This is a genomic window from Kitasatospora sp. NPDC092039 (assembly GCF_044756065.1).
Classification (GTDB): Bacteria; Actinomycetota; Actinomycetes; order Streptomycetales; family Streptomycetaceae; genus Kitasatospora.
In genome coordinates, this window is sequence record NZ_JBIVSD010000015.1 from 1 (window position 1) to 24,199 (window position 24,199).

Here is a 24,199-nt window from a genome sequence, read left to right on the forward strand (position 1 = left end):
GGGTGGGTGCTGCGGGGGCTGGATGATTTTCAGACTGCCGGTCCTGGGGGTGGGGGGCCTACCTTCGTTGGCAGTCTGAAAATCACCCGTCACGCCCCTCTCCGCACCCACCCCCTGCGCCGCCCCCTTCCGCAGCGCGTCCCTCTCGCGGGGGTGGGAGGGGGTGGGTGGGTGGGGGAGGTGGGGGGCCTGCTGGGGGGTGCTTGCTGCTGGGGGGTGGGTGCTGGTGGGTGGGGCCGGGGCGTGGGGGGTGCTGCCGGTGGGGCTTGTGTGGGCGCGCGGGTGGGGGTGGGGCGGGGGAGACTGGGCGCATGCCGGAGTTGCCTGAGGTCGAGGCGCTGAGTGCCTTTCTGTCCGAGCGGTTGACCGGGCGGGTGATCGCCCGGGTGCTGCCGGTGGCGATCAGTGCGCTGAAGACGTACGACCCGCCGGTGGGGGAGTTGGAGGGGCGGACGGTCGGGGCGGTGACCAGGCGTGGCAAGTTCCTGGACATCGAGGTGGAGGGGCTGCACCTGGTGGTCCACCTGGCCCGGGCGGGCTGGTTGCGGTGGAAGGAGGGCCTGCCCGTCGAGCCGCCGCGGCCGGGGCCGCGCAATCCGCTGGCGTTGCGGGTGCGGTTGGAGGGGGAGGCCGGGGAGGGGTTCGACCTGACGGAGGCGGGGTCGAAGAAGGGGCTGGCGGTCTATGTGGTGCGGGATCCGGGGGAGGTGCCGGGGGTGGCGCGGCTCGGTCCGGATCCGTTGGACCCGGCCTTCGCGCTGGCGGACTTCGCCGCGTTGCTGCGGGGTGACCGGCGGCGGCTCAAGGGGGTGCTGCGGGACCAGAGCGTGCTGGCGGGGGTGGGCAACGCCTATTCGGACGAGGTGCTGCACGCGGCCCGGATGTCGCCGTACAAGCAGGCCGCGAGCCTGACCGAGGACGAGGTGGCCCGGTTGTACGAGGCGCTCGGTGGCACGTTGCGCGAGGCGGTGGAGCGTTCGCACGGGTTGGCGGCGGGGGAGCTGAAGGCGGAGAAGAAGCTCGGGCTGCGGGTGCACGGCCGGACCGGCCAGCCCTGTCCGGTGTGCGGCGACACCATCCGGGAGGTGTCCTTCGCGGACTCCTCGCTCCAGTACTGCCCGACCTGCCAGACCGGGGGCAAGCCGCTGGCGGACCGGCGGCTGTCGCGGCTGCTGAAGTGAGCCGGGTGGGACGGCCCGCGCCCCACCCGGTGTTCGACGGGGTCAGCGCTTGATCGCGACGCCGCCCCAGTAGTACGCGGCCTTCGGGTCGGCCGGGGGCTCGCCGTCCGGGCGCCAGGCCAGTACCGGGGCGACGCCCGGTTCGACCAGCTCCCAGCCGTCGAAGAAGCGCACCACGTCGTCGTAGCCGCGCGGGACCAGGGTCATCCCGCCGGCCCGGGCGGCCTCGGCGACCTTGCCGACGGCCTCCGGGTCGAAGTCCGGGGTGGGGGTGGTCAGCGCGATGCAGCTGCCGGCCGGCAGGGCGTCGCGCAGCGCGGCGACCCGGCCCCACGGGTCGTCCTCGTCGGCGATCAGCATCAGCACGGCGATCATCAGCAGGCCGACGGGCTGGGTGAGGTCGAGGGTGGCGGTGAGCGCCGGGTCGGCGAACAGCTCCGCGGGCTCGCGCAGGTCGGCGTGGATGTAGGTGGTGCGGCTGGCCGGGGAGGAGACCATCAGCGCGCGGGCGTGGGCGAGCACGATCGGGTCGTTGTCGACGTAGACCACCCTGGTCCCCGGGCTGACCGCCTCGGCGATCTCGTGGGTGTTCGGCGAGGTCGGGATGCCGGTGCCGAGGTCGAGGAACTGGCGGATGCCGTGCTCCCGGGCGAGGTAGCGGACGGCCCGGCCCTGGAAGGCCCGGTTGGCCTTGGCCATCGCCTTGACGCTCGGTACGGCCTGCTCGATGGCCTGCCCCATGGCGCGGTCCGGCGGGAAGTTGGTCTTGCCGCCCAGCCAGTAGTCGTACACGCGCGCGGAGTGCGGGGTGGTGGTGTCGACGCCGAAACGTTCCCACTGGCTGAGCTCGGCGTCGTCGTCCCGCGGGCCCTGGCGGGGGGAGTCCTGACTTGTCGTCATGGCCACGTCCTCTGATGGCAGATCATCACACTGGGGAAGGCACAGCGTAGCGGCTCCGGGGGAGGTGGAGCGTCCGGTCGGGGGAGGGCTGTGAAGGGGCGGGGAAGGGCGGGTCCGTAGGCCGTCGGAGTGGTGATCGGGAAGGGCGGTGGTGGCGGGGGGATGCATTCAGAATGCTGTCAGATCGTCAGATTACTTCGCGTAGATTGTTGCTGGTTGCGGCTGGAATGTCCCTCCTGGGCGCGGCCGCCGGATGTCGGAGCACCTGGAGCGACGGGGAGGGCGGTGCGGCGACGGGGGTGAACGAGGTGGCCGTCCCCGCCACCCCGGTGGGGCCGGAGGGGGTGCCGGCCGGGCCGGGTGCCGTACCGGCCCCGGCGGGCACGCCGTCCGCGGCGGCCCCGTCCGCCGCCGTGCCGAGTGCGGTGCCGGTGCGCCGGGCGCTCACCGAAGCGGAGAGCAAACCGGTGTACGACCTGGATCCGGAGCGGAAGGTGGTGGCGCTCACCATCGACGACGGCCCGGACCCGCGGCACACGCCGACCGTGCTGGCGCTGTTCGAGCAGTACGGGATCAGGGCGACGTTCTTCCTGATCGGCGAGAACGCGGCCGAGCACCCCGCCCTGGTGCGGGAGATCGCGGACCGCGGCCACCACATCGCCAACCACACCTGGACCCATCCCGACCTGCGGCACCTGTCCGAGGCCAAGGTGCGGGACGAGCTGGAGCGCACCTCCGACCTGCTGCACCGGGCGACCGGCCGGCAGCCGACCTGGTTCCGGGCGCCGGGCGGCGACTGGTCCACGGCCTCGCTCAAGGTGGCCGCCGACCTCGGGATGCGGAACATGGCCTGGTCGGTGGACCCCCGGGACTGGGCCCGGCCCGGGACCCCGGCGATCATCGACCGGATCCTCAAGGGCGTCCGGCCCGGGTCGATCGTGCTCAACCACGACGGCGGCGGGGACCGGTCGCAGACGGTGGCGGCGTTGAAGACGTACCTGCCGGTGCTGGTCGACTCGGGGTACTACTTCACGGCCCCGCCGAACTGAGCGGGTTTTCGTACGGGTAGCGGTTTCAACCCTTAAACCACTCGAACGGGTGGGCTGGAAGAACCGTTTCTGCGGATTTTGGGCCTCTAGGGTGATATCGCATCGATAAACCGGGTACCGCCGCGTACCACCTGAAAGGCCCTCACCCATGCGTCTCCGCAACGCCGTGCTCGCCGCCGCCAGCGCCATCGCCCTCGTCCTCGCCGTTCCGTTCTCGGCCAACGCCGCGGCGGGCGACTTCCTCTACAAGGTCGGCCCCGGGGTCCGCACCGGCCTGGCGGACCCGCAGAGCCGCGAGTGCGTCGACCTGCCGTGGACGACCGAGGAGGCCCCGGGCTTCGCGCCGGAGAACCTCACCCGCTCCACGGCCACGGTCTTCCTGGACTTCGGCTGCGCGGGTGACGTGTTCTACGTGATGAGCCCCGGCAAGAAGCTCGGCGACCGGCTGAAGCTGCGCTCCGTCGTCTTCTCCTGAGCGCGCGGTCACCGCGGATCCGGTCGGTCCGGGAGCCGGCGGACCGACCGGAACCGGCCCCGCCGCACTTCCTGTGGGGCCGTTCGGGTGAGTGGCGTAGCGTGACTGGGGAGGGGGCGCCGTCCCGGCCGCGGAGGAGGAAGCCATGTCCGTACGGGAACTGGACGCGGTGAAGCAGGAGGCATTCGGCGGGCGCGTGCTGGAGGTCCTCAACGACGCCTGCCTGGGGCTGATGACCAGCATCGGCCACCAGACCGGGCTGTTCGACCTGATGGCCGGGCTCGCCCCCTCGACCGGCGAGGAGATCGCCCGGGCCGCCGGGCTCGACGAGCGCTACGTGCGCGAGTGGCTGGGCTGCATGGTCGTCGCCGGGTTCGTGGAGTACGACCCGGAGGAGCGCACCTACGTGCTGCCGCCCGAGCACGCGGCGTCACTGACCAGGGCCGCCGGGCCGGACAACCTGGCCGGGATGATGCCCTTCCTCGCGATGATGGGCGAGGTCGAGCAGGAGCTGCTCGGGCACTTCCGCACCGGCGGCGGGATGCCCTACTCGGCGTACCCGCGGTTCCAGCGGCTCCAGGCCGAGGAGACCGCCCGGGTGTACGACCTGGCGCTGGTGGACGCGATCGTGCCGCTGGTGGACGGGCTGACCGAGCGGCTGCGGGCCGGGATCGACGCGGTGGACATCGGCACCGGGCAGGGCCACGCCGTCACGGTGCTCGCCCGGGCGTTCCCGCGGAGCCGCTTCACCGGCATCGACATCTCCGAGGAGGGGATCGCCGCGGCCCGCGCGGCGGCGGCCGAACTGGGCCTGCGCAACGCCCGGTTCGAGGTCGCCGACTCGGCCACGCTGACCGGGGAGTACGACCTGGTCACCGCCTTCGACGTGATCCACGACCTGGCCCGCCCGACCCGCACGCTGGCCGCCGTCGCGGGCGCGCTGCGGCCCGACGGCGTCTTCCTGATGGGCGACATCGCCGCCAGCAGTGAGCTGGCGGAGAACATCGGCCACCCGCTGGCGCCCGCGCTCTACACCTTCTCGACCTTCTACTGCATGACGGTCTCGCTCGGTGAGGGCGGGGAGGGGCTCGGGACGGTCTGGGGCGAGCAGACGGCGCGGCGGATGCTGGCGACGGCCGGCTTCCGGTCGGTCGAGGCGAAGCGGGTCGAGGGGGACGTGCTGAACCTGTACTACGTGGCGCGGCTCGACGGGGCGGCGGCCGACGGCTGACCGGCCCGGCCCTCCCCGGGGTGGCCCGGGCCGGACGGGCGGCGTAGGTTCGAACTGTCCGGCCCGGTCGCCGGCGCCCCGCCGTGCCCCTGTGCCCCGCTGTCGTCGTACGGCCCGCTGTGCCCGTGGTCGGGCTCCGCGGCCTGGGCAGAGCGAAGGAGGGCCTGGGATGACCGGCAACGGCTACGCGCACCCCGAGACGTTGGTCCGCACCGACTGGCTGGCCCACCACCTGGACGACGGGACGATCCGGGTCGTCGAGGTGGACGAGGACACACAGGCCTACGACCGGGACCACGTCCCCGGCGCGGTGGGCTGGAACTGGACCACCGACCTGCACAGCCGGGTCGGCCGGGACTACATCGACCGCGACGGCGTCCAGCACCTGCTGCGGGCGGCCGGGGTCGAGGACGACACCACCGTGGTGCTCTACGGCGGCAACAACAACTGGTTCGCCGCCTACGCCTACTGGCTGTTGCGGCTGCGCGGCTTCGGCCCGGTGCGGCTGCTGGACGGCGGGCGCAAGAAGTGGGAGCTGGAGGGCCGGGAGCTGACCCCCGAGGTGATGGAGTACCAGCACACCGGCTACCGGCTCAGCGGGCCCGAACGGCCGGAGCTGCGGGCGCTGCGGGACGAGGTCCTGGCCAAGGCCGAGGTGTTCGCCAAGCCCGGGGCGGACTCGGTGCTGGTGGACGTCCGCTCGCCGGCCGAGTTCCGGGGCGAGTTGATCGCGCCCCCGCACCTGCCGCAGGAGCAGGCGCAGGTGCCCGGGCACATCCCGGGCGCGGTCAACATCCCCTGGTCGCAGGCGGCCAACGACGACGGCACGTTCCGCTCGGCGGAGGAGCTGCGGGCGCTGTACGGGGGCCGGGGCGTGGAGTCGGAGCGCGAGGTGATCGCGTACTGCCGGATCGGCGAGCGGTCCGCGCACACCTGGTTCGCGCTCACCGAGCTGCTCGGGTACCCGCACGTGAAGAACTACGACGGCTCGTGGACGGAGTACGGCTCGCTGGTGCGGGCGCCGGTGGTGCTCGGGGCGTGAGTGACGGGAGGGCCGGGAGGGACGGGTGAGGCGATGTGACGGCTTCGCGGCGCCGTTGCGAAGCCGTCATGTCGGCGCGTTTCTTTTCATGAACATCTCACCGGAGGGGAGTGGAGGCGGGGCTTCCGGGACAAGGATCGATCCGACCCAATCGTTCCGGTGATCCCTGGAGGACCACGTGCGCAAGAGGCTGATCGTCTCTGCTGCCAGTGCCCTGAGCCTGTTCCTGGCCGTCCCCGCCTCGGCTTCCGACTTCCGGGCCGGCACGGCCGGAGTCGGCGACTCGTACTACCCGACATACGGCAACGGCGGTTACGACGTCTCGCACTACGACATCCGGCTGAAGTACCAGCCCGCCACCGACGAACTGGAGGGCACCGCCACCATCCTGGCCACGGCGACCCAGGACCTGTCCCGGTTCAACCTCGACTTCGCGCTGAACGTCTCGGAGGTCCGGGTCAACGGGCGGCTCGCGGCCTTCGCCACCAGCGGTGACCAGGAGTTGGAGATCACCCCGGCCCGGCCGCTGGCGAAGGGTTCCCAGGCCACCGTGGTGGTTCGGTACAAGGGCGTGCCCTCCACGGTGAAGAAGTACGGCTTCACCAGCTGGCACCGCACCCCGGACGGCGCGGTGGCGGCCAACGAGCCCGAGGCGGCCTGGTGGTGGTTCCCGAGCAACGACCACCCGAGCGACAAGGCCACCTACGACGTCTCGGTGCTGGTGCCGGACGGCAACCAGGTGATCAGCAACGGCGTGCTGGCCGGTACGTCGTCCCAGGCCGGCTGGACCCGCTACAGCTGGCGCGAGAACAAGCCGCAGGCGACGTACCTGGCAACCCTGGCGATCGGCAAGTTCGACATCACCCGGGACACCACGGCGAGCGGGCTGCCGGTCTACAACGCGTACAGCAAGGACCTCGGCGACAACGCCGACGCGGCGCGGGCGAGCGTCGAGCGCACCGGTGAGCTGGTCGACTGGCTGAGCGGCTACCTCGGCGAGTACCCGTTCAGCTCGGTCGGCGGCTACGTCCCCAACGTCCCGACCGGCTACGCCCTGGAGACCCAGACCCGGATCTTCTACAGCCCCCGGCAGTTCGCCAAGGGCTCCAACACCTCGGTGGTCGTGCACGAGCTGGCCCACCAGTGGTACGGCGACAGCGTCTCGCTCTCCCGCTGGAGCGACATCTGGCTGAACGAGGGCTTCGCCCGGTACGCGCAGTTCCTCTGGTCCGAGCACGAGAACGAGGGCACCGCGCAGGAGTTGGCGGACTACGTCTACGCCTCGCACCCGGCCGACGACCCGTTCTGGACCATCAAGCCGGGTGACCCGGGCCCGGACAACCAGTTCTCCAGCGCCGTCTACGAGCGCGGTGCGGTGGCCGTCCAGGCGCTGCGCAACGCCGTCGGGGACGAGAAGTTCTTCCGGATCCTCAAGGGCTGGCCGACCGAGCGCCGCTACGGCAACGCCACCATTCCGGAGTTCCAGGCATACGCGGAGAAGGTCTCCGGGAAGAAGCTCGGCGACGTGCTGAACACCTGGCTGTTCACCCCGGGCAAGCCCGCCGTCGGGCCGGTGCCGCCGGGGACGGCGGCCGCGGCTTCGCTGGCGCCGGGTGCCGGTGCGGACGCGGGGCAGCTGCCCGCCGAGCCGAAGTCCTGGAAGAAGATCCAGGACACCAACTCGGCGCATGAGACACACAGCTGACAGAACGTCGTGCCATAGGAGCCACCGGCTTCGCGCACGTGTCATGACGGCTTCGCGGCACCGCTGCGGAGCCGTCATGTCGGCGGGTTTCTTTTCATGAACATCTCACCGGAGGGGAATGGGGGCGGGGTTCTCAGGACAGGGATCGGTCGATCCCGTCAATCCGACGAATCCTGGAGGACCACGTGCGCAAGAGGCTGATCGTCTCTGCTGCCAGTGCCCTGAGCCTGTTCCTGGCCGTGCCTGCTTCGGCTTCCGGCTTCCGACCCGGAGCGGACGGCGTCGGGGACCCGTACTACCCGACTCTCGGCAACGGTGGTTACCGCGTCTCGCACTACGACATCCGGCTGAAGTACCAGCCCGCCACCGACCGGTTGGAGGGCACCACGACCATCCTCGCCACGGCCACCGAGGACCTGTCCCGGTTCAACCTCGACTTCGCGCTGAACGTCTCGGAGGTCCGGGTCAACGGGCGGCCGGCGGCCTTCGCCACCAGCGGTGACCAGGAGCTGGAGGTCACCCCGGCCCGGCCGCTGGCGAAGGGTTCCCAGGCCACCGTGGTGGTGCGCTACCAGGACGTGCCGTCCACGGTGAAGAAGTACGGCGGCTACACCGCCTGGCGCCGTACGCCGGACGGTGCGGTGGTGGCCGGCGAGCCCGTGTCGGCCGGGTGGTGGTTCCCGGGCAACGACCACCCGAGTGACAAGGCGACCTTCGACGTCTCGGTGCTGGTGCCGGACGGCAACCAGGTGATCAGCAACGGGGTGCTGACCGGAACCAGCTCGCAGGCGGGCTGGACCCGCTACAACTGGCGCGAGAGCAAGCCGCAGGCGACGTACCTGGCGACCCTGGCGATCGGCAGGTTCGACGTCACCACGGACACCACGGCCGGCGGGCTGCCGGTCTACAACGCGTACAGCAAGGACCTGGGGGAGAACGCCGCCGCCGCGAGGGCGAGCGTCGAGCGCACCGGTGAGCTGGTCGACTGGCTGAGCGGCTACTTCGGGGAGTACCCGTTCAGCTCCGTCGGCGGCTACGTCCCCAACGTCCAGGCCAGTGGCGCCCTGGAGACCCAGACCCGGATCTTCTACGGCCCCGGGATGTTCACCCGCGGCTCCAACACCTCGGTGGTCGTGCACGAGCTGGCCCACCAGTGGTACGGCGACAGCGTCTCGCTCTCCCGCTGGAGCGACATCTGGCTGAACGAGGGCTTCGCCCAGTACGCCCAGTTCCTCTGGTCCGAGCACGAGAACGAGGGCACCGCGCAGGAACTGGCCGACTACGTCTACGCCTCGCGTCCGGCCGACGACCCGTTCTGGAGCGTGAAGCCGGGTGACCCGGGCGAGGACAACCAGTTCTCCGCCGCGGTGTACTACCGCGGCGCGGTGGCCGTCCAGGCGCTGCGCAATGCCGTCGGGGACGAGAGTTTCTTCCGGATCCTGAAGGGCTGGCCGAGCGAGCGCCGCTACGGCAACGCCACCATTCCGGAGTTCCAGGCGTACGCGGAGAAGGTCTCCGGGAGGAAGCTCGGCGACGTGCTGAACACCTGGCTGTTCACCCCGGGCAAGCCCGCCGTCGGGCCGGTGCCGCCGGGGACGGCGGCCGCGGCCTCGCTGGCGCCGGGCGGCGGCGCGGACGCGGGGCGGCTGCCCGCCGAGCCGAAGTCCTGGAAGAAGATCCAGGAGGCCGCCTCGGTGCACGAAGCCCGTCGCTGACGGCACGGGGAACGGGCCGGCGGTTCCGCGCGTACGGCGGGGACCGCGGGCCCTGACCTACGCCGCTCCCGGGCCGTCCGCCGCCAGCAGTTCGGTGAGGCGGCGGACGGCGAAGGGTATGAGGTCGCGGACCGGGAGCAGCCGGCAGGGTGCGCTGCCGACCAGGACCTCCCGGATGCCCGCCCACTCCTCGAACTCCCGCCCCACCACCGGGAAGTGGGTGCCGTTGTCGTCCGCCACGTCGGGCGCCTCGATCCAGACCCGCTCGCCCTGGATCGCCATCGGGAAGCGGCGGAGCTTGAGCCGGCGGTTGGGGGCGAAGGTCTCGGCGTAGTGCAGGAAGGTGTTGCGGTCGTGGCCGACGCCGACCAGCAGCACGTGCCCGCCGAGGTCGTGCAGCGCGCCGAACGGCGACTCCCGGCCGACGGCGAAGCCGAGCGAGCGCCGGGCGGTGACCTCCCGGGCGTGCGCGCCGACGGCGGCGACCGAGACCTGCGGATGGGTGCTGCGGAGGCTCTCCGGCAGGGCGCGCAGCGCCTCCGCCACCGCGCCGGTGGCGGAGGGCAGCCCGGGGTGGAACAGCGGGACGCCCGCCCGGAGTTCGGCGAGCTCGGGGCCGGGCGGGCCGGTGTGCCCGGGGGCCGGGTCGCGGACCGTGTCGGTGGTGAAGGTGGGCGCGGCGACGGTGCCGCCGGGCCCGACCGCCTCGCGCAGACTGGCCACCACGGCCGCCGCGCCGCCCTCGACCCGGCCGAGGCTGGAGAGCGAGGAGTGCACGATCAGCGCCATGCCCTCGCGGACGCCCGCCCGGCGCCAGCCCTCGACGAGGTCGGCGGTGGTGAGCCGGCCGGTGCCCGGTGCGGTCATGGTGGTGCCCCCTGGTGCTGTTCGTACTGGGATCGTTCGGGGCCGACCATAGCGGGTGGTACTGACAACCGGTCAGGACGGGTTCGTTCCGGCGCGGTCAGGGGCGGTCGGCCGGCCGGAACCGCGGGTAGTCGGTGTAGCCGGTGGCCTCCTGGCCGTAGAGGTGGGTGGGGTCGACGGGGGCGAGCGGGGCGTCGGCGGCGAACCGCTCCGGCAGGTCGGGGTTGGCGATGAAGGCGCGGCCGTAGGAGACCAGGTCGGCCAGGCCGGCGGCCAGCACCGCCTCGCCGCGCTCGCGGTCGGTGGCGGTGCGGTTCTCGCCGACGTTGCCGATCAGCGGGCCGGACCAGCGCGGGCGCAGGTCGGCCAGGGCCGGGTAGTCGTCGTTGTCGGTGAGGTGGAGGTAGGCCAGGCCGAGGCCGTCCAGTTCGGCGAGCAGCGCGCGGTAGACCGGTGCGGGGTCGGCCTCGTACATGCCGAACTGCGGGTTGCCGGGGGACAGCCGCAGGCCGAGGCGGTCGGGGCCGACGGCCTCGGCGACGGCGGTCACCAGTTCGATCGGGAAGCGCAGCCGGTCGGCGAGGGTGCGGGGGCCGTACTCGTCGGTGCGCAGGTTGGTGTTGTCGGCCAGGAACTGGTGAATCAGGTAGGAGTTGGCGCCGTGCAGTTCGACGGCGTCGAAGCCGGCCGCGAGGGCCAGGCGGGCGGAGTCCACGTGGTCGGCGATCGTCCGGTGGATCTCCTCGCGGGTCATCGCGCGCGGGGTGACGGCCTCGGCCTTGCCGCCGTCCTTGACGTGCACCGGGCCCGGGGCGGGCACGGCGGAGGGGCCGGCCGGGACGTCGCCGAGCAGCCGGTTGAGCGGGTGGCCCTGGCGCCCGCCGTGCATCAGCTGGGCGGCGATCCGCCCGCCGGCGGCGTGCACGGCCTCGGTCACCGCGCGCCAGCCGGCCGCGTGCGCGGGCGTCTCCAGGCCGGGCAGGCGCCAGCCGGACTGGCCCTGCCGGCTGGGCCAGATGCCCTCGGTGACGATCAGGCCGGCGCCGGCGCGCTGGGCGTAGTGCTCGGCGACGACGGGCAGCGGCGTGCCGTCCTCGGCGGCCCGGTACCGCGTCATCGGGGCCATGACGACGCGGTTCGGCAGGTCGAGCCGGCCGAGGCGGTACGGGGTGAGCAGGGAGGAGGTGGTGGTCGTGGTCATGCCGGTACGGTAGAACCTGACACCGGTGTCAGGTTCAAGCGTGATCGGCGGCCGCGGGGTCGGTCGGGGGTTCCGTCGCGGTGGTGTCCGTCCGGGCGTCCGTTGCGGCCTCGGTGAGGATCAACTCCTCGATGCCGTACAGGAACCGCTCCATCGCCGGGCGCGGCAGCACGGACGGGTCCGCCGTCATGGCCAGGCTCAGCGCCTCGGCGGACTGCAGGGCGTCCAGGGCGTAGGTGAGGCCCGGGCGGGGCTCGAACTCCACCGGCCAGGTGAGGGTGGTCCGGTCGCCGCCGGGGTCGGTGGTGGCCGGGAGCAGCTCCCTGGTGTCGTTGAACACGCAGGAGCGGTCGGCCAGTCGGACCCCCTCGGCGGTGAGCCGGTCGGTCTCGGCGGCCAGCGCCAGCTTGTCGTAGTACGCGTGGCGGTAGGTGCCGATCGCGGCGGCGTGGGTGCGGCGCACCACGTCCCCGAACTCGCCCGTGGCGTCCGGGAGGTGGAAAAGTCCGTCACCCGCGACCACGCTCACCGCGTGGGCCAGTCCGGGCAGGAAGCGGTTGTTGACCACGACGTTCAGCACGGCCTCGGAGGTGCCGGCGAGCCGGGCGGTCATCGCGGCCGTCGCGGCGAGCAGCACCGAGCCGGTGCTGACCCGGTGCCGGGCCGCCACCCGCTCGACGGCCTGGGGCAGTGCGGGGGAGCGGAGCACCGCGTTGGGGAACCGGGCGGGCTGCTCGGCGGCCGGAGGGAAGAGCCGGGCCGGGCCCAGCCGGAGCTTGCGCGTGAACTGGGCGCGGGCGCCCGCGTCGCGCCGCAGGCCCCGCTCGGAGGTCTGGAACCGGGCCTCCTCCAAGGGCTGTTGGGCGGGTTCGCGCAGCTGGGCCAGCTCCTCGGGGGAACTGCCGAGGCAGAGCGCGGACAGGTCGGCGACCAGCCGGCTCATCCCGGAGCCGTCCACCGCGGTGTGCGAGAGCACCAGGCTGATGTGCCGGACCAGCCCGTCCGCCGTCACCGCGCCGATCCGGATCGGCCACTGGGTGGCGGTGTCGAAGGCCTGTGCCGCCAGCTCCTGGTGGAGTCGGGCGCCGAGTTCGGCCGGGTCCTGGTGCTCCCCGGCGGGTCGCAGGTGGACGCCCAGGGCGCCTTCGCCGTCGACGACCTGGCGCAGGCCGCCGGCCTCGTCCGGGAGCAGCCGGGTGTGCAGCGAGTCGTGCAGGTGCAGCAGCCGCTCCAGTGCGGTGAGCAGGACGGGCAGTGGAAGCCCCGGGTCCAGCGGCGCAGCGGTGGCGATGTTATAGCGCGGCGCGTCGGCCGGCGGCAGCCGTCGTACGGCGTCCCAGATGGCCCGTTGGCCCCAGGTGGCCGGTCCGGAACCGGTCCGTCCGGACGAGAATGCGAGCTCCAGCAGTTGGCGAGTGGTCACCGATCGGCTCTCCGTAGTGCGGTGGTCGTTTCGTCGTGCCGGTGCGTTGGGAGCGCGGGTGCTGCTGGGGAGAGTGTGGCGCACCGGCCGCCGTGCGTCGAGGCGGTTCGGGCGGGGGCTCCTCGTCCGGCGTCGCGGCGCCGGCGGTTTCGGGGGTTCCGTCAGTCTCTTGATGTGAAGTATCTTGATGTCGAGATTGATGCCGGTCGTGCGACCCGACGACTCACGGGACACACCGCGACCCACACCACGGACGGGGGCCTGCCATGCGGGGGAACGGACTGATAGCGCAGCTGAGGCGGCCGCCGGGCGGCCGGGACGCGCGGATCATGCTGCTGGCGCAGTGCGTCGACCGGACCGGAACGGGGGTGTGGGCGGCCGCCTCGGTGCTCTACTTCACCTACGTCTGCGGGATGGACGCGCGGCAGCTCGGGCTGCTGCTCGGGGTGGGCGCGGTGGCGGGGATCGCCGGATCGCCGCTGGCCGGGCGCGCTGCCGAGCGGGTGCCGGTGCGGTGGCTGCTGATCGGCTGCCACCTGCTGCGGCTGGGCGCGATGGGGCTGCTGCTGGTGGTCGACGACTTCGCCGCGCTGCTGCCCGTGGTGGCCCTGATCTGCCTGGCCGAGCGGGCCGCCAAGACGCTGGAGATGCTGTTCGCGACCCGGGTGGCGGGCGAGCGGCGGGCCACCTACCAGGCGCTGTTCCGCAGCGTGGCCAACGCCGGGTACGCGCTGGGCGCGGGCATCGCGGCGATCGGGCTGGCGGTGGGGACCACGGGCGCCTACCGGGTGCTGATCCTGGCCAACGCGCTGTCCTACGTGCTGGCCGCCGTGCTGGTCTGGCGCACCCGGGAGCCGTCCGGGCGCGGCCTGGTCGCCGCGAAGGCGGGCGACGAACCCGCCGGGGCGCCGTCCGCCGTGCCGAGCCCCTGGCGCGACCGCGGCTACCTGCGGTTCGTCCTGCTGGACATGCCGCTGAACCTGGACGACTCGATCCTCAACGTCGGCCTGCCGCTCTGGCTGGTCCACCACACCGGCGCGCCGCACGCCGTCGTCCCGGTCTTCCTGGTGCTCAACACGGTGCTCGTGGTGGTGCTGCAACTGCGGGTCTCGGCCCGGGCGGAAGGGGCGCTCGGGGCGGCCGCGGCGGTGCGCTGGTACGGGGTGACGGTGCTGGTCGGCTGCGTGCTGATCGCGCTCGCCACCGGCGCCGGGCCGGTGGCGGCCTCGGTCGCGCTGCTGGCCGCGGCGATGCTGGTCACCCTGGCGGAGCTGCTGCGTTCGGTGAGCTCCTGGGAGCTGGCGGTCGTGCTGGCCCCGCCCGGCGCCCGGGCCTCGTACCTGGGGGTCGCCGGGATGTCCCAGTCGGTGCAGAAGTCGGTGGGGCCGCTGCTGCTGACCGGGGTGGTGATGGCCGCCGGGCCGCTCGGCTGGCTGGGGCTCGGCGCGGCGACCGTCGGCCTCGGCGCGCTCCAGCGCCGGGCCAGCCTGCGGCGGCTGGCGGCGCTGGGCCGGGCGGCCGACGGCGCCGGGGCCGGCGCGGCGCCGTCGGCGACGGTTCCGGCGGGCTGAGGCACCGGTGGCTGAGGGACCGGTGGGCTGAGACGCCAGGCGGGGCCGGGAGGGTCCGGGCGGGGCCGGGCCGCTCAGCGGGCGGCGGCCGTGACCGGGCGGTGGCGGAGCATCCAGACGGCCGCCGGGGCGGCGCACAGGGCCGCCAGGGCCAGCGCCCCGGCCGCCACCAGCCCCACCGGGCGCCACGGCAGCGTCCACGGCCCGGGCGCGCCGAGGACGCCCAACGCGGCGTGCATGGCGCCGAGTTGGGCGGCGGCCACGGCGCACCCGAGCAGCACGCCGACTGCCGCCACCAGCACCGCCTCGGCGGTCACCAGACGTACCACCTGGCCCCGGGTGGCGCCGGCCAGCCGGAGCAGGGCGAGTTCGCGGCGGCGGTCCCCGGTGGTGGTGAGCAGGGTGTTGGCGAGCGCGATCGCGGTGTAGAGGAGCGCCAGGCCGAGCACCAGGACGGTCCGGAGCCAGGCGATCCGGCCGGCCGCGGGGGAGGGGGCGAGCCCCTCGGCCCGGTCCAGCACCGTCGCGCCGTACGGGAGCAGGGCGGCGCGGGCGCGGTCGAGGGCGGCCGCGCCGTCGGTGCCGGGGGCGAGCCGCGCCTCGATCCGGTCGACCCGGGCGCCGGGGGCGTTGGCGGCGGTGACGTACAGCCCGTTGTCGCCGAGGCCGTCGCGCAGTACGGCGGCGACCCGCAGGACGGTCCGGCTGCCGTCGGCCCGGACCACCGGGACCGGCTCGCCGACCGTACGGCCCCACTCGGCGGGCAGGACCAGGGAGTCGTCGTCGAGGTCGGCCGGGGAGCCGGCCAGCAGGGGGAGGCGGGCGAGGGCGGCCAGCCCGGCCGGGTCGGCGGCGCGGGCCTCGGAGTGGACGGTGACGCCGTCCGGCTCGACGAGGGCCAGCGGCGTGGGCGCGGTCGCCGAGACGGCGGTCACCCCGGGGACGGTCCGCAGGGCGGCGACCAGCGGCGCCGCCGGCCCGGCGGGGCGGACGACCAGGTCGGCGGCGGTCCGGGCCCCGGCCTCGGCGGCCCGGGCGGCGCCCACCGTGTCCAGCGCGCCGGCCAGCGAGCCGGTCAGCGCCACCGCCACCAGCACCGGCGCGGCCACCGCGCCCGTCCGGCGCAGCGCGGCGGCGGCGTTGGCGGGCACCAGCCGGCCCGGGTAGCCGGTGAGCCGGGTGGGCAGCAGCAGGCCGAGCGCCCGGACCAGCGGCGGCGCCAGGAGCGGCGAGAGCAGGCCGGCCGCGCAGATCAGCCACATCGGCTGGGTGGTGTACGTCTTGCGGTGCAGCAGGTCGGCCGGGTCGGTGGCGAGCGCGGTGCCGGCCAGCGCGGCCGCGGTGAGGAACAGGCCGAGGCCGAGCAGCAGCCGGCCGCGGGTCAGCACCCCGGAGTCGAGGTCGGCCGCGCGCAGGGCGTCCAGCGGGCCGACCCGGCCCGCACGGCGGGCGGCCACCGCGACCCCGCCCAGGGCGACCAGCAGGCCGGTCCAGAACGCGGCGTGCAGCGGCCAGGCCGCACCGCTCGGCGTGAAACCGGGCGGAGCCATGCCGACGCCGGACAGCCACCGGACGAGCGCGGGCGCGCCGAGCCGGCCGAGCAGGCAGCCGGTGGCCGAGGCGGCCGCGCCCAGCAGCAGCGCCTCGGCGAGCACCGTGCGGCGGACCTGCGCCCGGGTGGCCCCGGCCAGCCGGAGCAGGCCGAGCTCGCGGTGGCGCCGGACGACGGCGTAGGAGTAGGTGGAGGAGACGACGAACGCCGACACGAACGCGCTCACCCCGCCCGCGGTGCCGAGCGCGGCGACCAGCGAGACCAACTCCCCGCCGCCGGGCGGCGCGTCGAGTGCGGCGGCGAGGCCCAGCAGCATCACGGCGGTCATCGCGACGCCGAGCGCCAGGGCGAGGAAGGCGCCGAGCAGGGAGGGCCAGCGCGTGGCCAGGGAGGAGAGGGCGATCCGCAGCGTTCTCATGGCGTCCAGCGAACCGGCCGGGGGCGGGGGCGGTCAGCAGCCCGGGGCCTACTCCGCGGGGTAGGGGCAGCCCTACCCGTAGGGGAGGTCCCCGGTGGCCGGCACCCGGCCGGAGCGGGGGGGAGGCGGGCCGGGCCTGCCTGGTGCCGGAGGAAAGGTGGGCCAGGCTCCACCGCCTGGATGTCCGTCCTAGGGTGGGCCGGACGGTTTTCGCGACGGAGGGGGCACGGTGAACGGGGGCACGACGGCGGTGGGGGCGACGACGGGCGGCGCGGGCTCCGGGAGCCGCTGGGCGTCGCCGGTCCGGGCAGGGTTCCTGCGCTCCGACGCCCCCTGGCGGGTGGTCGGGTACCTGCTGGCCACCGGCCTGAGCGGGCTGCTGCTCTGCTTCGGACTGCTGCTGTCGGGGCTGGTCGCCGGGCTCCTGTCGGTGGTGCTGGTCGGGCTGCCGCTGGCGGCCGCGCTGGCCCTGGCCGGGGTGCCGATCGCCGCCTGGGAGCGGCGGCTGGTCCGCTTCCTGGACGGTGGCCGGGTTTCGGACCCGCACCTCGTCCCGCAGGAACCGGGCCTGGCCGCCTGGTTGCGGCTGCGCTACCGCGAGCAGGCGACCTGGCGGGAGCTGGGCTTCGCGCTGCTGGCGGCGTTCGTGCTCTGGCCGATCGACCTGGTGGTGGCGGGCTGCTTCCTCGTCGTCCCCGGCTATCTGGTCGCGGCCCTGCCGCTGCTGCTGCGGGACGGCGAGCAGGTGAACGTGCTCAAGGTGGTCGTGGTGCACTCGCCGACGGTGGCCGCCCTGCTCGGCCTGGCCGGACTGCTGCTGCTCCCGCTGCTCGCCTACCCGCTGGCCGTCCTGGCGGCCGCCCGGGCGGCGCTGGTCCGGCTGGTGCTGGCGCCCGGCGGGCAGGAGCAGCGGATCGGCGAACTGGTGCGCTCCCGGGCCCGGTTGGTGGACGCCTTCGAGGCGGAGCGGCGCCGGATCGAACGCGACCTGCACGACGGCGCCCAACAGCGGCTGGTGGCACTGACCATGGCGCTCGGACTGGCCCGGCTGGACGCGCCGACGGACGGGCCACTGGCCTCCCGGCTGGCCGAGGCCCACCGGGAGGCCGGTGAAGTCCTCGCGGAGCTGCGGGAGTTGATCAACGGTATCCACCCGCAGGTGCTCACCGACCACGGCCTGCCGGAGGCCTGCGCGGACGCCGCCGACCGCTCGCCGGTCCCGGTCGTCACCCGCTTCGACCTGCCCGGGCGGCTTCCGGGCCCGGTCGAGTCGGCCGGCTACTTCGCCGTCGCCGAGGCGCTCGCCAACCTCGCCAAGCACAGCGGCGCGAGCGGCGCGACGGTGGAAGGACGGTATGCGCAGGGCCGGTTGACGATCGAGGTGACGGACGACGGCCACGGCGGCGCCGACCCGGCGCGCGGCACCGGACTGACCGGGCTGGCCGACCGGGTCGCGGTGGTGCACGGCACACTGTCCGTCAGCAGTCCGCCCGGCGGACCGACCCTGGTGCGGGTGGAGATCCCCTGCACCCCGATCGACCGAGGAGCGGCGTGACGACCGACGGACCGACGACGGACGGCCTGCGGGTGGTGCTGGCCGAGGACGGCGTCCTGCTGCGCGAGGGCCTGATCGGCCTGCTGACCCGGTTCGGGTACCGGGTGGTGGCCGCCGTCGGGGACGCCGAGGCGCTGCGGACGGCGGTCGCGGAGCACCGGCCGGACCTCGTGGTCACGGACGTGCGGATGCCGCCGGCCCAGCGCGACGAGGGGCTGCGCGCGGCCCTCGCGCTGCGCGAGAGCTTCCCCGGGCTGCCCGTCCTGGTGCTCAGCCAGTACGTGCAGCACTCGTACGCGGCCCGGCTGCTGGAGGCGGGGGACGGCTCCGGGGTCGGCTACCTCCTGAAGGACCGGATCGGGCAGATCGAGGAGTTCGTGGCGGCCCTGGGCACGGTGGCGGCCGGGGGCACGGTGGTGGACCCGGAGGTGGTGCGGCAGCTGCTGCGCCGCCGCCGCAGCCCGCTGGAGCGGCTGACCCCGCGCGAACGGGAGGTGCTGGCGCTGATGGCCGAGGGGCGGTCGAACGCGGCGATCTGCCGGGAGCTGGTGGTGTCGGAGGCGGCGGTGAGCAAGCACATCGGCAACATCCTGATGAAGCTGGACCTGCCGCCGGCCGAGGAGACCCACCGGCGGGTGCTGGCGGTGCTGGAGTTCCTCCGGGCCTGACGGCGACCCGCTCGCCGCCATGGCCGCCGACCTGGCAGCCGACCGCGTCGCCGGCCTTGTCCGACTCCGGCACCCGGTCGAGCCGGGGCCGTCCGATCCCTAGGACCGCCCCGGCTCCTCCGGCTACAGGGTGCGGCGCACCCCCGCCTGCCGCTCCAGCCGCTGCAGCTGGCCGTCCAGCCCCGCCCGCATGGCGTCCCGCACGGGGCCGTTGCGCCCGATCCACAGGACCTCCCGGCCCCGGAGCTCCTCCAGCATCAAGGCGTAGGCCGCGTACATCGCGACCGCCGCGAGGAGCATGCCGAGCGCGCCGGCCACCTGGCCCAGGACGGCCACGCCCGAGACGCCGTGGAGGCCGGCGACGAAGTAGCGCGGCACGGCGATCAGCAGGAGCACCCACAGCACCCGCTTCGGCCTGGCCACCGAGGCCATCAGAGCCGCGAAGACCGTGAACGCCAGGTTCATCACGCCGAGCACCTGCGCCCCGCCGTGCGCATCGGTCGCCGTGACCAGGCCGTTGGCCAGCCAGGCGCCCGCGAATCCGGCCATCAGGGTCGCCGCGATGACGTCACGCGCGCCGAAGGCCAGGATGCTGACCAGCAGTTGGAGCACGAAGGCGGAGAAGACCGTGAGCGCCACGGCCTGCCGGTTCGCGGCGTCGATCAGGCCGAGCTGCAGGCTGCTGGTCACGGCGGAGGAGATGGCCACCGTGAAGAAGCCCAGCGGCATCGGCGAGGCGATCGGCCGCAGGGTGATCCGGGTCATGGCGTGCAGGTCCCGCTCGGCCCCGGAGCGGGCCTCCGGTTCCGGGCCCGTCGACGTCTCCGTCCCGGACACCGCCGGGCCCGGCCCGCGCACCTGCTCGTCCTCCCTCACCACTGCCACCATCGACTCGCTCCTCGTTCTCGGTACTCGGCGTCCTCGGGGCGGGCGCCGGCAGAGCGGCGGGCCCTCATCGCTCCGGAGGCTACGGGCGGGGGCGAGGGCGGGTTGGTCCCGATGCGTACGGCTCCTGTCGCCTCCGTGCCCGGCTCCGACGTGCCTCGGAGCCGAAGTGGCCGCCCGACCGTGGGGGCCGCCCGGCGGCGGTGCGCGGTCCTCGGCCGCCGGGGTGTGACAGCGGGCCGGGAGTCGGCGCTGAAGAGGGTGCGACCACCTCACCGTCCGGTCCGCCGTGATCGACGGGCGCAGCCGTGGTAGCCCCGTGAACCGACAACCCCTGGACTCGACATCGTGCCCGTCACGTCGTACGGCCCGTGGCCGACCGCCGAGGAACAACCTCAGCCACCGCTGGTCCCGAGGTACTTCCACGGCCCATCGGCCGACGAACCGCTTGCCGCCCCGGCCGACCGTTTCGGCCCCGAGACCGACCGATTCGGCGCCCCGGGCGACCGCTTCGGCCCCGTGACCGACCACTTCGCCCCCGTGGCCGGTACCGCGGACCACCAGCCGTGGCCCGGCGAGGCGCAGGACCCGCCCACCGCCGAGCTGCCCGTCCTCGCCGACGCCGCGGACCGGCAGCCCCCGTCCGCGTCCGAGCCCGCGTCCGAGCCCGCCTCCGTCCCGCCGCCGGTGTTCGTCGACGCCTCCGGACGCCGTCAGCGCCGGATCCGCCGGCTCGGGGTGGCGCTGGCCGTGCCGGCCGGCGGGTACCTCGTTCTGCTGGCCAGCACGCTGCTCGGTGGCCCCACCGTGAGTGCGCCGTTCCTCCCGGTCCCCCAGCCCGCCGCGCCGAGCGCGCCGGCGCACTCGGCCACCCCGTCCGCGGCGCCCTCCGCCGCCCCGGAGGCCGCGGCCCCGCCCGGCGCGCCGCCCACGGCCGCCCCCGCCCGCCAGACCGGCCCGGGCCCGGCGACCGGGGGCCGTAGCGCGCGGCCGACCGGCGAGCCGGCCGAACCGGCCGCCGGCCTGCCGGGCGCCTCCGAGGGTGCCGGCTCACCCGCTCCCGTCGCCACCGCCACGGCACCCCCGGGCGCGCAGCCCGGCACCACGCCCACGCCAGGGCGCGGGCGCCCCACCAGCCAGCCCGGGAACTCCGGCAACAAACCCGTCAAGCCCTGACCCCCGATCTCCCCGATTCACGACCCGCACATCGAAAGCAGCCCCATGAGCAGCGCCCGCCGCCGTCGAGCCCCAGCCCCCGACCGTCCCCGAAGAGGTCGGCGCGCCATGGTGAGGCAGCGTCCGCTGCGCACCCACTGGGTGCTGTTCACCGCCCTGCTGCTCACCCTCTCCGGCGCGCTGCTGCTCCAGGGGTACACCCAGCACAGCTTCGACGACCGCCCGGACGGGACGGCCACCCGCACGAGCGCGAACACCGTGCCGGCGCCCGTCCTCGACGGCGGTCCGGTGATCGACGCCGCCGACCCGCAGCCGCGCAGCGCCGCCCCCGGGCCCGGCACCGTCGCCCTCACGTTCGACGACGGCCCCGACCCGACCTGGACCCCGCGGGTCCTCGACGTGCTGCGCCGCGAGGGGGTGCACGCCACCTTCTTCGTGGTCGGCACCCAGGCCGCCGCCCACCCGGAGCTGGTCCGCCGGATCGTCGCCGAGGGCCACCAGATCGGTGTGCACACCTTCACCCACACCGACCTCGGCGCCGCGCCCGACTGGCGTCGCTCGCTGGAGCTGCGCGAGACCCAGCTGGTGCTGGCCGGTTCGGCCGGGGTGACCAGCTCCCTGCTGCGGCCGCCGTACTCCTCCAGCCCGGACGCCCTGGACGACCGCGCGTGGGACGCCGTCCGGGAGGCCGGGCGTGCCGGCTACCTGACCGTGCTCACCACCCAGGACAGCGAGGACTGGCGACTGCCGGGGGCCGCGCAGATCGCGCGGACGCTCGACGACGCTCCGGCGGGCCCGGGGCGGATCGTGCTCCTGCACGACGCGGGCGGCGACCGCTCCCAGACCGTCGCGGCGCTCACCACCGAGCTGCCCCGGCTGAAGGCCCGTGGCCTGCGCTTCACCACCGTCAGCGAGGCGGTCGGCCTGTCCGACCCGGTCCACCCGGCCGGGACCGCCGACCGCCTCCAGGGGACCGCGTTCATCTGGATCCTGCGGGGCGGCGACTGGACGCTCACCGCCCTGGGCTGGCTGCTGTGGGCGGCGGGCGCGATCAGCGTGCTGCGCGCCGTGGCCGTCCTGGTGGCCGCCCGCCGGCACCGGCGGCTGCGCCGCCGCCGCTGGGGGGCGCCGGTCACCGAACCGGTCAGCGTGATCGTGCCGGCGTACAACGAGTCCGCCGGGATCGAGGCCGCACTGCGGTCGCTGCTCGCCTCGGACCATCCGGTGGAGGTGATCGTGGTCGACGACGGCTCCACCGACGGCACCGCCGACCTGGTCGAGGCGCTCGACCTGCCGTACACCCGGGTGATCCGCCAGGAGAACGCGGGGAAGCCGGCCGCCCTCAACACCGGCATCGCGGCCGCCCGCGCGGAGCTGCTGGTGATGGTGGACGGTGACACCGTGTTCGAGCCGGACGCCGTCCGGCACCTCGTGCAGCCGTTCGCGGACCCCTCGGTCGGCGCGGTCTCCGGCAACGCGAAGGTGATCAACCGCGGTGGACTGCTGGGGCGTTGGCAGCACATCGAGTACGTGGTCGGCTTCAACCTGGACCGCCGGCTCTTCGACCTCGCCGAGTGCATGCCCACCGTGCCGGGCGCGGTCGGCGCCTTCCGCCGCTCGGCACTGCTGGCGGTCGGCGGGGTGGGCGAGGAGACGCTCGCCGAGGACACCGACCTCACCATGGCGTTCTGCCGGGCCGGCTGGCGGGTGGTCTACGAGGAGCGGGCGAAGGCCTGGACCGAGGCCCCGGCCTCGCTGAGCGCGCTGTGGCGGCAGCGCTACCGCTGGTGCTACGGCACCCTGCAGGCGATGTGGAAGCACCGCGGCGCGCTGGTCCAGGGCGGGCAGGCCGGGAAGCTGGGCCGTCGGGGGCTGCTCTACCTGCTGATGTTCCAGGTCCTGCTGCCGCTGCTCGCGCCGGTGGTCGACGTCTTCGCGCTGTACGGACTGGTCTTCCTCGACCCGGTGCGGATCGTCGGGCTGTGGGCGGCGTTCCTGGTGGTCCAGATGCTGATGGGCGCCTACGCGTTCCGGCTCGACAAGGAACGGCTCGGGCCGCTGTGGAGCCTGCCGCTGCAGCAGTTCGTCTACCGGCAGCTGATGTACCTGGTGGTGATCCACTCGGTCTTCACCGCGCTCGCGGGATCCCGCCTGCGCTGGCAGCGGATGCAGCGGTACGGGACGCTCCGGGTGCCCGCGGGGGGCTGAGCCGGGTGGGCCGTCGGCCGGTGGCCCACCGCCGGCGGTGGGGGCGGTCGGGCCGGGCGGCCGACCGTGCCGAGCGAGGTCGCGCCTGAATTCCGTTGAGGAAACCGGCAGTTCAGGACCGGTGCCGCCGGGCGGTGCCCCGGGGGGTTGTCGAGATGGTGTGCAGGCCGCGTCCGGGGCCTTGTGCCGCTCCACGGGCCTGCCCATACTTCCCGTCAGCGCCTGTCAGGGGCAGTTCATCCGCGGTGGCTCCCCCATGGGCACCGTCGGGTGTCCGCGCACTCCCTGATCGCGCCTCACGGCCCCCACACCCTCAGGGGGCCTCTCACTCCCAGGAGGAGACCCAGTGAGGACCACGCGCACAACCCCCCACACCGGCACCGCGAGGACCACCCGACTGCTCGCCGCCGTCGTCGGCCTGCTGTCCGCCACCGCGGTCGCCGCGCCGGGCGCGGTCGCCGCCCCGTCCGCCCCCACCCCCGCCACCGGCCAGGCCCGACTGGCGGCGGTGGGCGACGCCGTGCAGCGGACCGACGTCAACGGCATCGCCTGGTACGTCGACCAGGCGGCCGACCGCGTCGTCGTCACGGCGGACGGCACCGTGTCGCCGGCCGCGATCGCCAGGATCAAGCAGGCCGCGGGCGCCGACGCGGCCAAGCTGACGATCCAGCGCGCCCCCGGCACCTTCCGCCCGCTGCTCGCGGCCGGTGACGCCGTCTACGGCGGCCAGTACCGCTGTTCGCTCGGCTTCAACGTGGTGAGCGGCAGCACGTACTACTTCCTCACCGCGGGCCACTGCGGGAACGTCGCGAACACCTGGTACACCAACTCCGGCCACACCACGCTGATCGGGGCCACCGTCAACTCCAGCTTCCCGGGCAACGACTACGCGCTCGTCCGCTACGACAACAGCGCCCTGAGCCACAGCGGCGGGTTCACCTCCGCCCCGAACGCCTACGTCGGCGAGTCGGTCAAGCGCAGCGGGTCGACCAGCGGCACCCACGGCGGCACCGTCACCGGGCTCAACGCCACCGTGCGCTACGCCGACGGCGGCACCGTCCGCGGCATGATCCAGACCAACGTCTGCGCCGAGCCCGGGGACTCCGGCGGCCCGCTGTACGACGGCACCAAGGCCCTCGGCATCACCTCCGGCGGCAGCGGCGACTGCAGCACCGGCGGCACGACCTTCTTCCAACCGGCCAACGAGGCCCTCGCCAAGTACGGCGTCAGCGTCTTCTGACCCGACCGCGACACCCCGGGCCGGATCTCCGGCCCGACCGCCACACCCCCGGCCCGCCCGGCCGGAGCTCCGGCCGCGTGCGGCGGCCGGGTCCGGCCGGGCGGCGCCGGACGTCCGTCCGACGGCGCCCCACGGTG

Annotated in this window: 19 protein-coding genes; 13 read left to right on the top strand and 6 right to left on the bottom strand. The window is 74.4% G+C overall.

Features of this window, described 5'->3' with window-relative positions:
- Positions 1-311 precede the first annotated feature (311 nt).
- A complete protein-coding gene (locus tag ACIQI7_RS26525; protein ID WP_401114135.1) occupies positions 312-1,181 on the top strand; it encodes an Fpg/Nei family DNA glycosylase in 870 nt (289 codons plus the stop codon).
- A 42-nt stretch (positions 1,182-1,223) separates the two neighbouring features.
- Here the strand turns inward: ACIQI7_RS26525 and ACIQI7_RS26530 are convergent, their stop codons facing one another.
- Positions 1,224-2,081, bottom strand: a complete 858-nt coding sequence (locus tag ACIQI7_RS26530; protein ID WP_401114138.1) for an SAM-dependent methyltransferase — start codon at positions 2,079-2,081, stop codon at positions 1,224-1,226.
- A 308-nt stretch (positions 2,082-2,389) separates the two neighbouring features.
- Between ACIQI7_RS26530 and ACIQI7_RS26535 the strand changes: the two genes are divergently transcribed.
- From ACIQI7_RS26535 to ACIQI7_RS26560, 6 genes are all read left to right on the top strand, one after another.
- Positions 2,390-3,130 (top strand): polysaccharide deacetylase family protein, encoded by a 741-nt coding sequence (locus ACIQI7_RS26535; protein WP_401114141.1) that lies wholly within the window; start codon positions 2,390-2,392, stop codon positions 3,128-3,130.
- 148 nt (positions 3,131-3,278) lie between these two features.
- Positions 3,279-3,605 (top strand): hypothetical protein, encoded by a 327-nt coding sequence (locus ACIQI7_RS26540; protein WP_401114144.1) that lies wholly within the window; start codon positions 3,279-3,281, stop codon positions 3,603-3,605.
- Between the two features lie 145 nt (positions 3,606-3,750).
- Positions 3,751-4,836 carry a class I SAM-dependent methyltransferase gene (locus ACIQI7_RS26545; RefSeq protein WP_401114146.1) on the top strand — a complete coding sequence of 362 codons (1,086 nt, stop codon included), beginning with the start codon at positions 3,751-3,753 and terminating at the stop codon, positions 4,834-4,836.
- Between the two features lie 169 nt (positions 4,837-5,005).
- A complete protein-coding gene (locus tag ACIQI7_RS26550; protein WP_401114149.1) occupies positions 5,006-5,878 on the top strand; it encodes a sulfurtransferase in 873 nt (290 codons plus the stop codon).
- A gap of 178 nt (positions 5,879-6,056) precedes the next feature.
- Complete coding sequence (locus ACIQI7_RS26555; protein ID WP_401114152.1) at positions 6,057-7,583, top strand: M1 family metallopeptidase; 1,527 nt, start codon at positions 6,057-6,059, stop codon at positions 7,581-7,583.
- A 185-nt stretch (positions 7,584-7,768) separates the two neighbouring features.
- Positions 7,769-9,298: a M1 family metallopeptidase gene (locus ACIQI7_RS26560; protein ID WP_401114154.1), complete on the top strand. Its 1,530-nt coding sequence runs from the start codon at positions 7,769-7,771 to the stop codon at positions 9,296-9,298.
- A gap of 57 nt (positions 9,299-9,355) precedes the next feature.
- On the opposite strand, the gene ACIQI7_RS26565 is transcribed toward ACIQI7_RS26560, so the two are convergent.
- The 3 genes from ACIQI7_RS26565 to ACIQI7_RS26575 form a co-directional block, all read right to left on the bottom strand.
- On the bottom strand, positions 9,356-10,165 hold the full coding sequence (locus tag ACIQI7_RS26565) for an aminoglycoside N(3)-acetyltransferase (protein ID WP_401114156.1): 810 nt from the start codon (positions 10,163-10,165) through the stop codon (positions 9,356-9,358).
- Positions 10,166-10,262: 97 nt separating this feature from the next.
- Positions 10,263-11,366: an alkene reductase gene (locus ACIQI7_RS26570; protein ID WP_401114158.1), complete on the bottom strand. Its 1,104-nt coding sequence runs from the start codon at positions 11,364-11,366 to the stop codon at positions 10,263-10,265.
- A 34-nt stretch (positions 11,367-11,400) separates the two neighbouring features.
- Entirely contained in the window at positions 11,401-12,789 is a 1,389-nt protein-coding gene (locus tag ACIQI7_RS26575; protein WP_401114161.1) for a condensation domain-containing protein, read from the bottom strand.
- 266 nt (positions 12,790-13,055) lie between these two features.
- Between ACIQI7_RS26575 and ACIQI7_RS26580 the strand changes: the two genes are divergently transcribed.
- Positions 13,056-14,360, top strand: coding sequence for an MFS transporter (locus ACIQI7_RS26580; protein ID WP_401114163.1), 1,305 nt, complete (start codon positions 13,056-13,058; stop codon positions 14,358-14,360).
- Between the two features lie 74 nt (positions 14,361-14,434).
- Here the strand turns inward: ACIQI7_RS26580 and ACIQI7_RS26585 are convergent, their stop codons facing one another.
- Entirely contained in the window at positions 14,435-16,330 is a 1,896-nt protein-coding gene (locus tag ACIQI7_RS26585) for an FtsX-like permease family protein (protein ID WP_401114166.1), read from the bottom strand.
- 229 nt (positions 16,331-16,559) lie between these two features.
- Here ACIQI7_RS26585 and ACIQI7_RS26590 point away from each other — a divergent pair, with 229 nt between their 5' ends.
- Together ACIQI7_RS26590 and ACIQI7_RS26595 are read left to right on the top strand one after the other, a co-directional pair.
- The gene (locus ACIQI7_RS26590; RefSeq protein ID WP_401114169.1) at positions 16,560-17,885 is read left to right on the top strand and encodes a sensor domain-containing protein; all 1,326 of its coding nucleotides are present in this window, start codon (positions 16,560-16,562) and stop codon (positions 17,883-17,885) included.
- A 35-nt stretch (positions 17,886-17,920) separates the two neighbouring features.
- Positions 17,921-18,553, top strand: coding sequence for a response regulator (locus ACIQI7_RS26595; RefSeq protein ID WP_401114599.1), 633 nt, complete (start codon positions 17,921-17,923; stop codon positions 18,551-18,553).
- A 123-nt stretch (positions 18,554-18,676) separates the two neighbouring features.
- Here ACIQI7_RS26595 and ACIQI7_RS26600 read toward each other — a convergent pair whose 3' ends face one another.
- Complete coding sequence (locus tag ACIQI7_RS26600; protein WP_401114173.1) at positions 18,677-19,441, bottom strand: GPR1/FUN34/YaaH family transporter; 765 nt, start codon at positions 19,439-19,441, stop codon at positions 18,677-18,679.
- A gap of 345 nt (positions 19,442-19,786) precedes the next feature.
- Between ACIQI7_RS26600 and ACIQI7_RS26605 the strand changes: the two genes are divergently transcribed.
- From ACIQI7_RS26605 to ACIQI7_RS26615, 3 genes are all read left to right on the top strand, one after another.
- Positions 19,787-20,614, top strand: coding sequence for a hypothetical protein (locus tag ACIQI7_RS26605; protein ID WP_401114175.1), 828 nt, complete (start codon positions 19,787-19,789; stop codon positions 20,612-20,614).
- 108 nt (positions 20,615-20,722) lie between these two features.
- On the top strand, positions 20,723-22,822 hold the full coding sequence (locus ACIQI7_RS26610; protein ID WP_401114178.1) for a bifunctional polysaccharide deacetylase/glycosyltransferase family 2 protein: 2,100 nt from the start codon (positions 20,723-20,725) through the stop codon (positions 22,820-22,822).
- A gap of 346 nt (positions 22,823-23,168) precedes the next feature.
- Positions 23,169-24,062, top strand: a complete 894-nt coding sequence (locus tag ACIQI7_RS26615) for a S1 family peptidase (RefSeq protein WP_401114180.1) — start codon at positions 23,169-23,171, stop codon at positions 24,060-24,062.
- The last annotated feature ends 137 nt before the right edge of the window (positions 24,063-24,199 follow it).

Excerpts from the sequence above, each read along its gene's own strand:
- ACIQI7_RS26610 (WP_401114178.1), top strand. The coding sequence starts at position 20,723 with ATGGTGAGGCAGCGTCCGCTGCGCACCCACTGGGTGCTGTTCACCGCC.
- ACIQI7_RS26525 (WP_401114135.1), top strand. The coding sequence starts at position 312 with ATGCCGGAGTTGCCTGAGGTCGAGGCGCTGAGTGCCTTTCTGTCCGAG.
- ACIQI7_RS26585 (WP_401114166.1), bottom strand. The coding sequence starts at position 16,330 with ATGAGAACGCTGCGGATCGCCCTCTCCTCCCTGGCCACGCGCTGGCCC.
- ACIQI7_RS26530 (WP_401114138.1), bottom strand. The coding sequence starts at position 2,081 with ATGACGACAAGTCAGGACTCCCCCCGCCAGGGCCCGCGGGACGACGAC.
- ACIQI7_RS26600 (WP_401114173.1), bottom strand. The coding sequence starts at position 19,441 with ATGGTGGCAGTGGTGAGGGAGGACGAGCAGGTGCGCGGGCCGGGCCCG.
- ACIQI7_RS26580 (WP_401114163.1), top strand. The coding sequence starts at position 13,056 with ATGCGGGGGAACGGACTGATAGCGCAGCTGAGGCGGCCGCCGGGCGGC.
- ACIQI7_RS26545 (WP_401114146.1), top strand. The coding sequence starts at position 3,751 with ATGTCCGTACGGGAACTGGACGCGGTGAAGCAGGAGGCATTCGGCGGG.
- ACIQI7_RS26565 (WP_401114156.1), bottom strand. The coding sequence starts at position 10,165 with ATGACCGCACCGGGCACCGGCCGGCTCACCACCGCCGACCTCGTCGAG.
- ACIQI7_RS26550 (WP_401114149.1), top strand. The coding sequence starts at position 5,006 with ATGACCGGCAACGGCTACGCGCACCCCGAGACGTTGGTCCGCACCGAC.
- ACIQI7_RS26570 (WP_401114158.1), bottom strand. The coding sequence starts at position 11,366 with ATGACCACGACCACCACCTCCTCCCTGCTCACCCCGTACCGCCTCGGC.
- ACIQI7_RS26540 (WP_401114144.1), top strand. The coding sequence starts at position 3,279 with ATGCGTCTCCGCAACGCCGTGCTCGCCGCCGCCAGCGCCATCGCCCTC.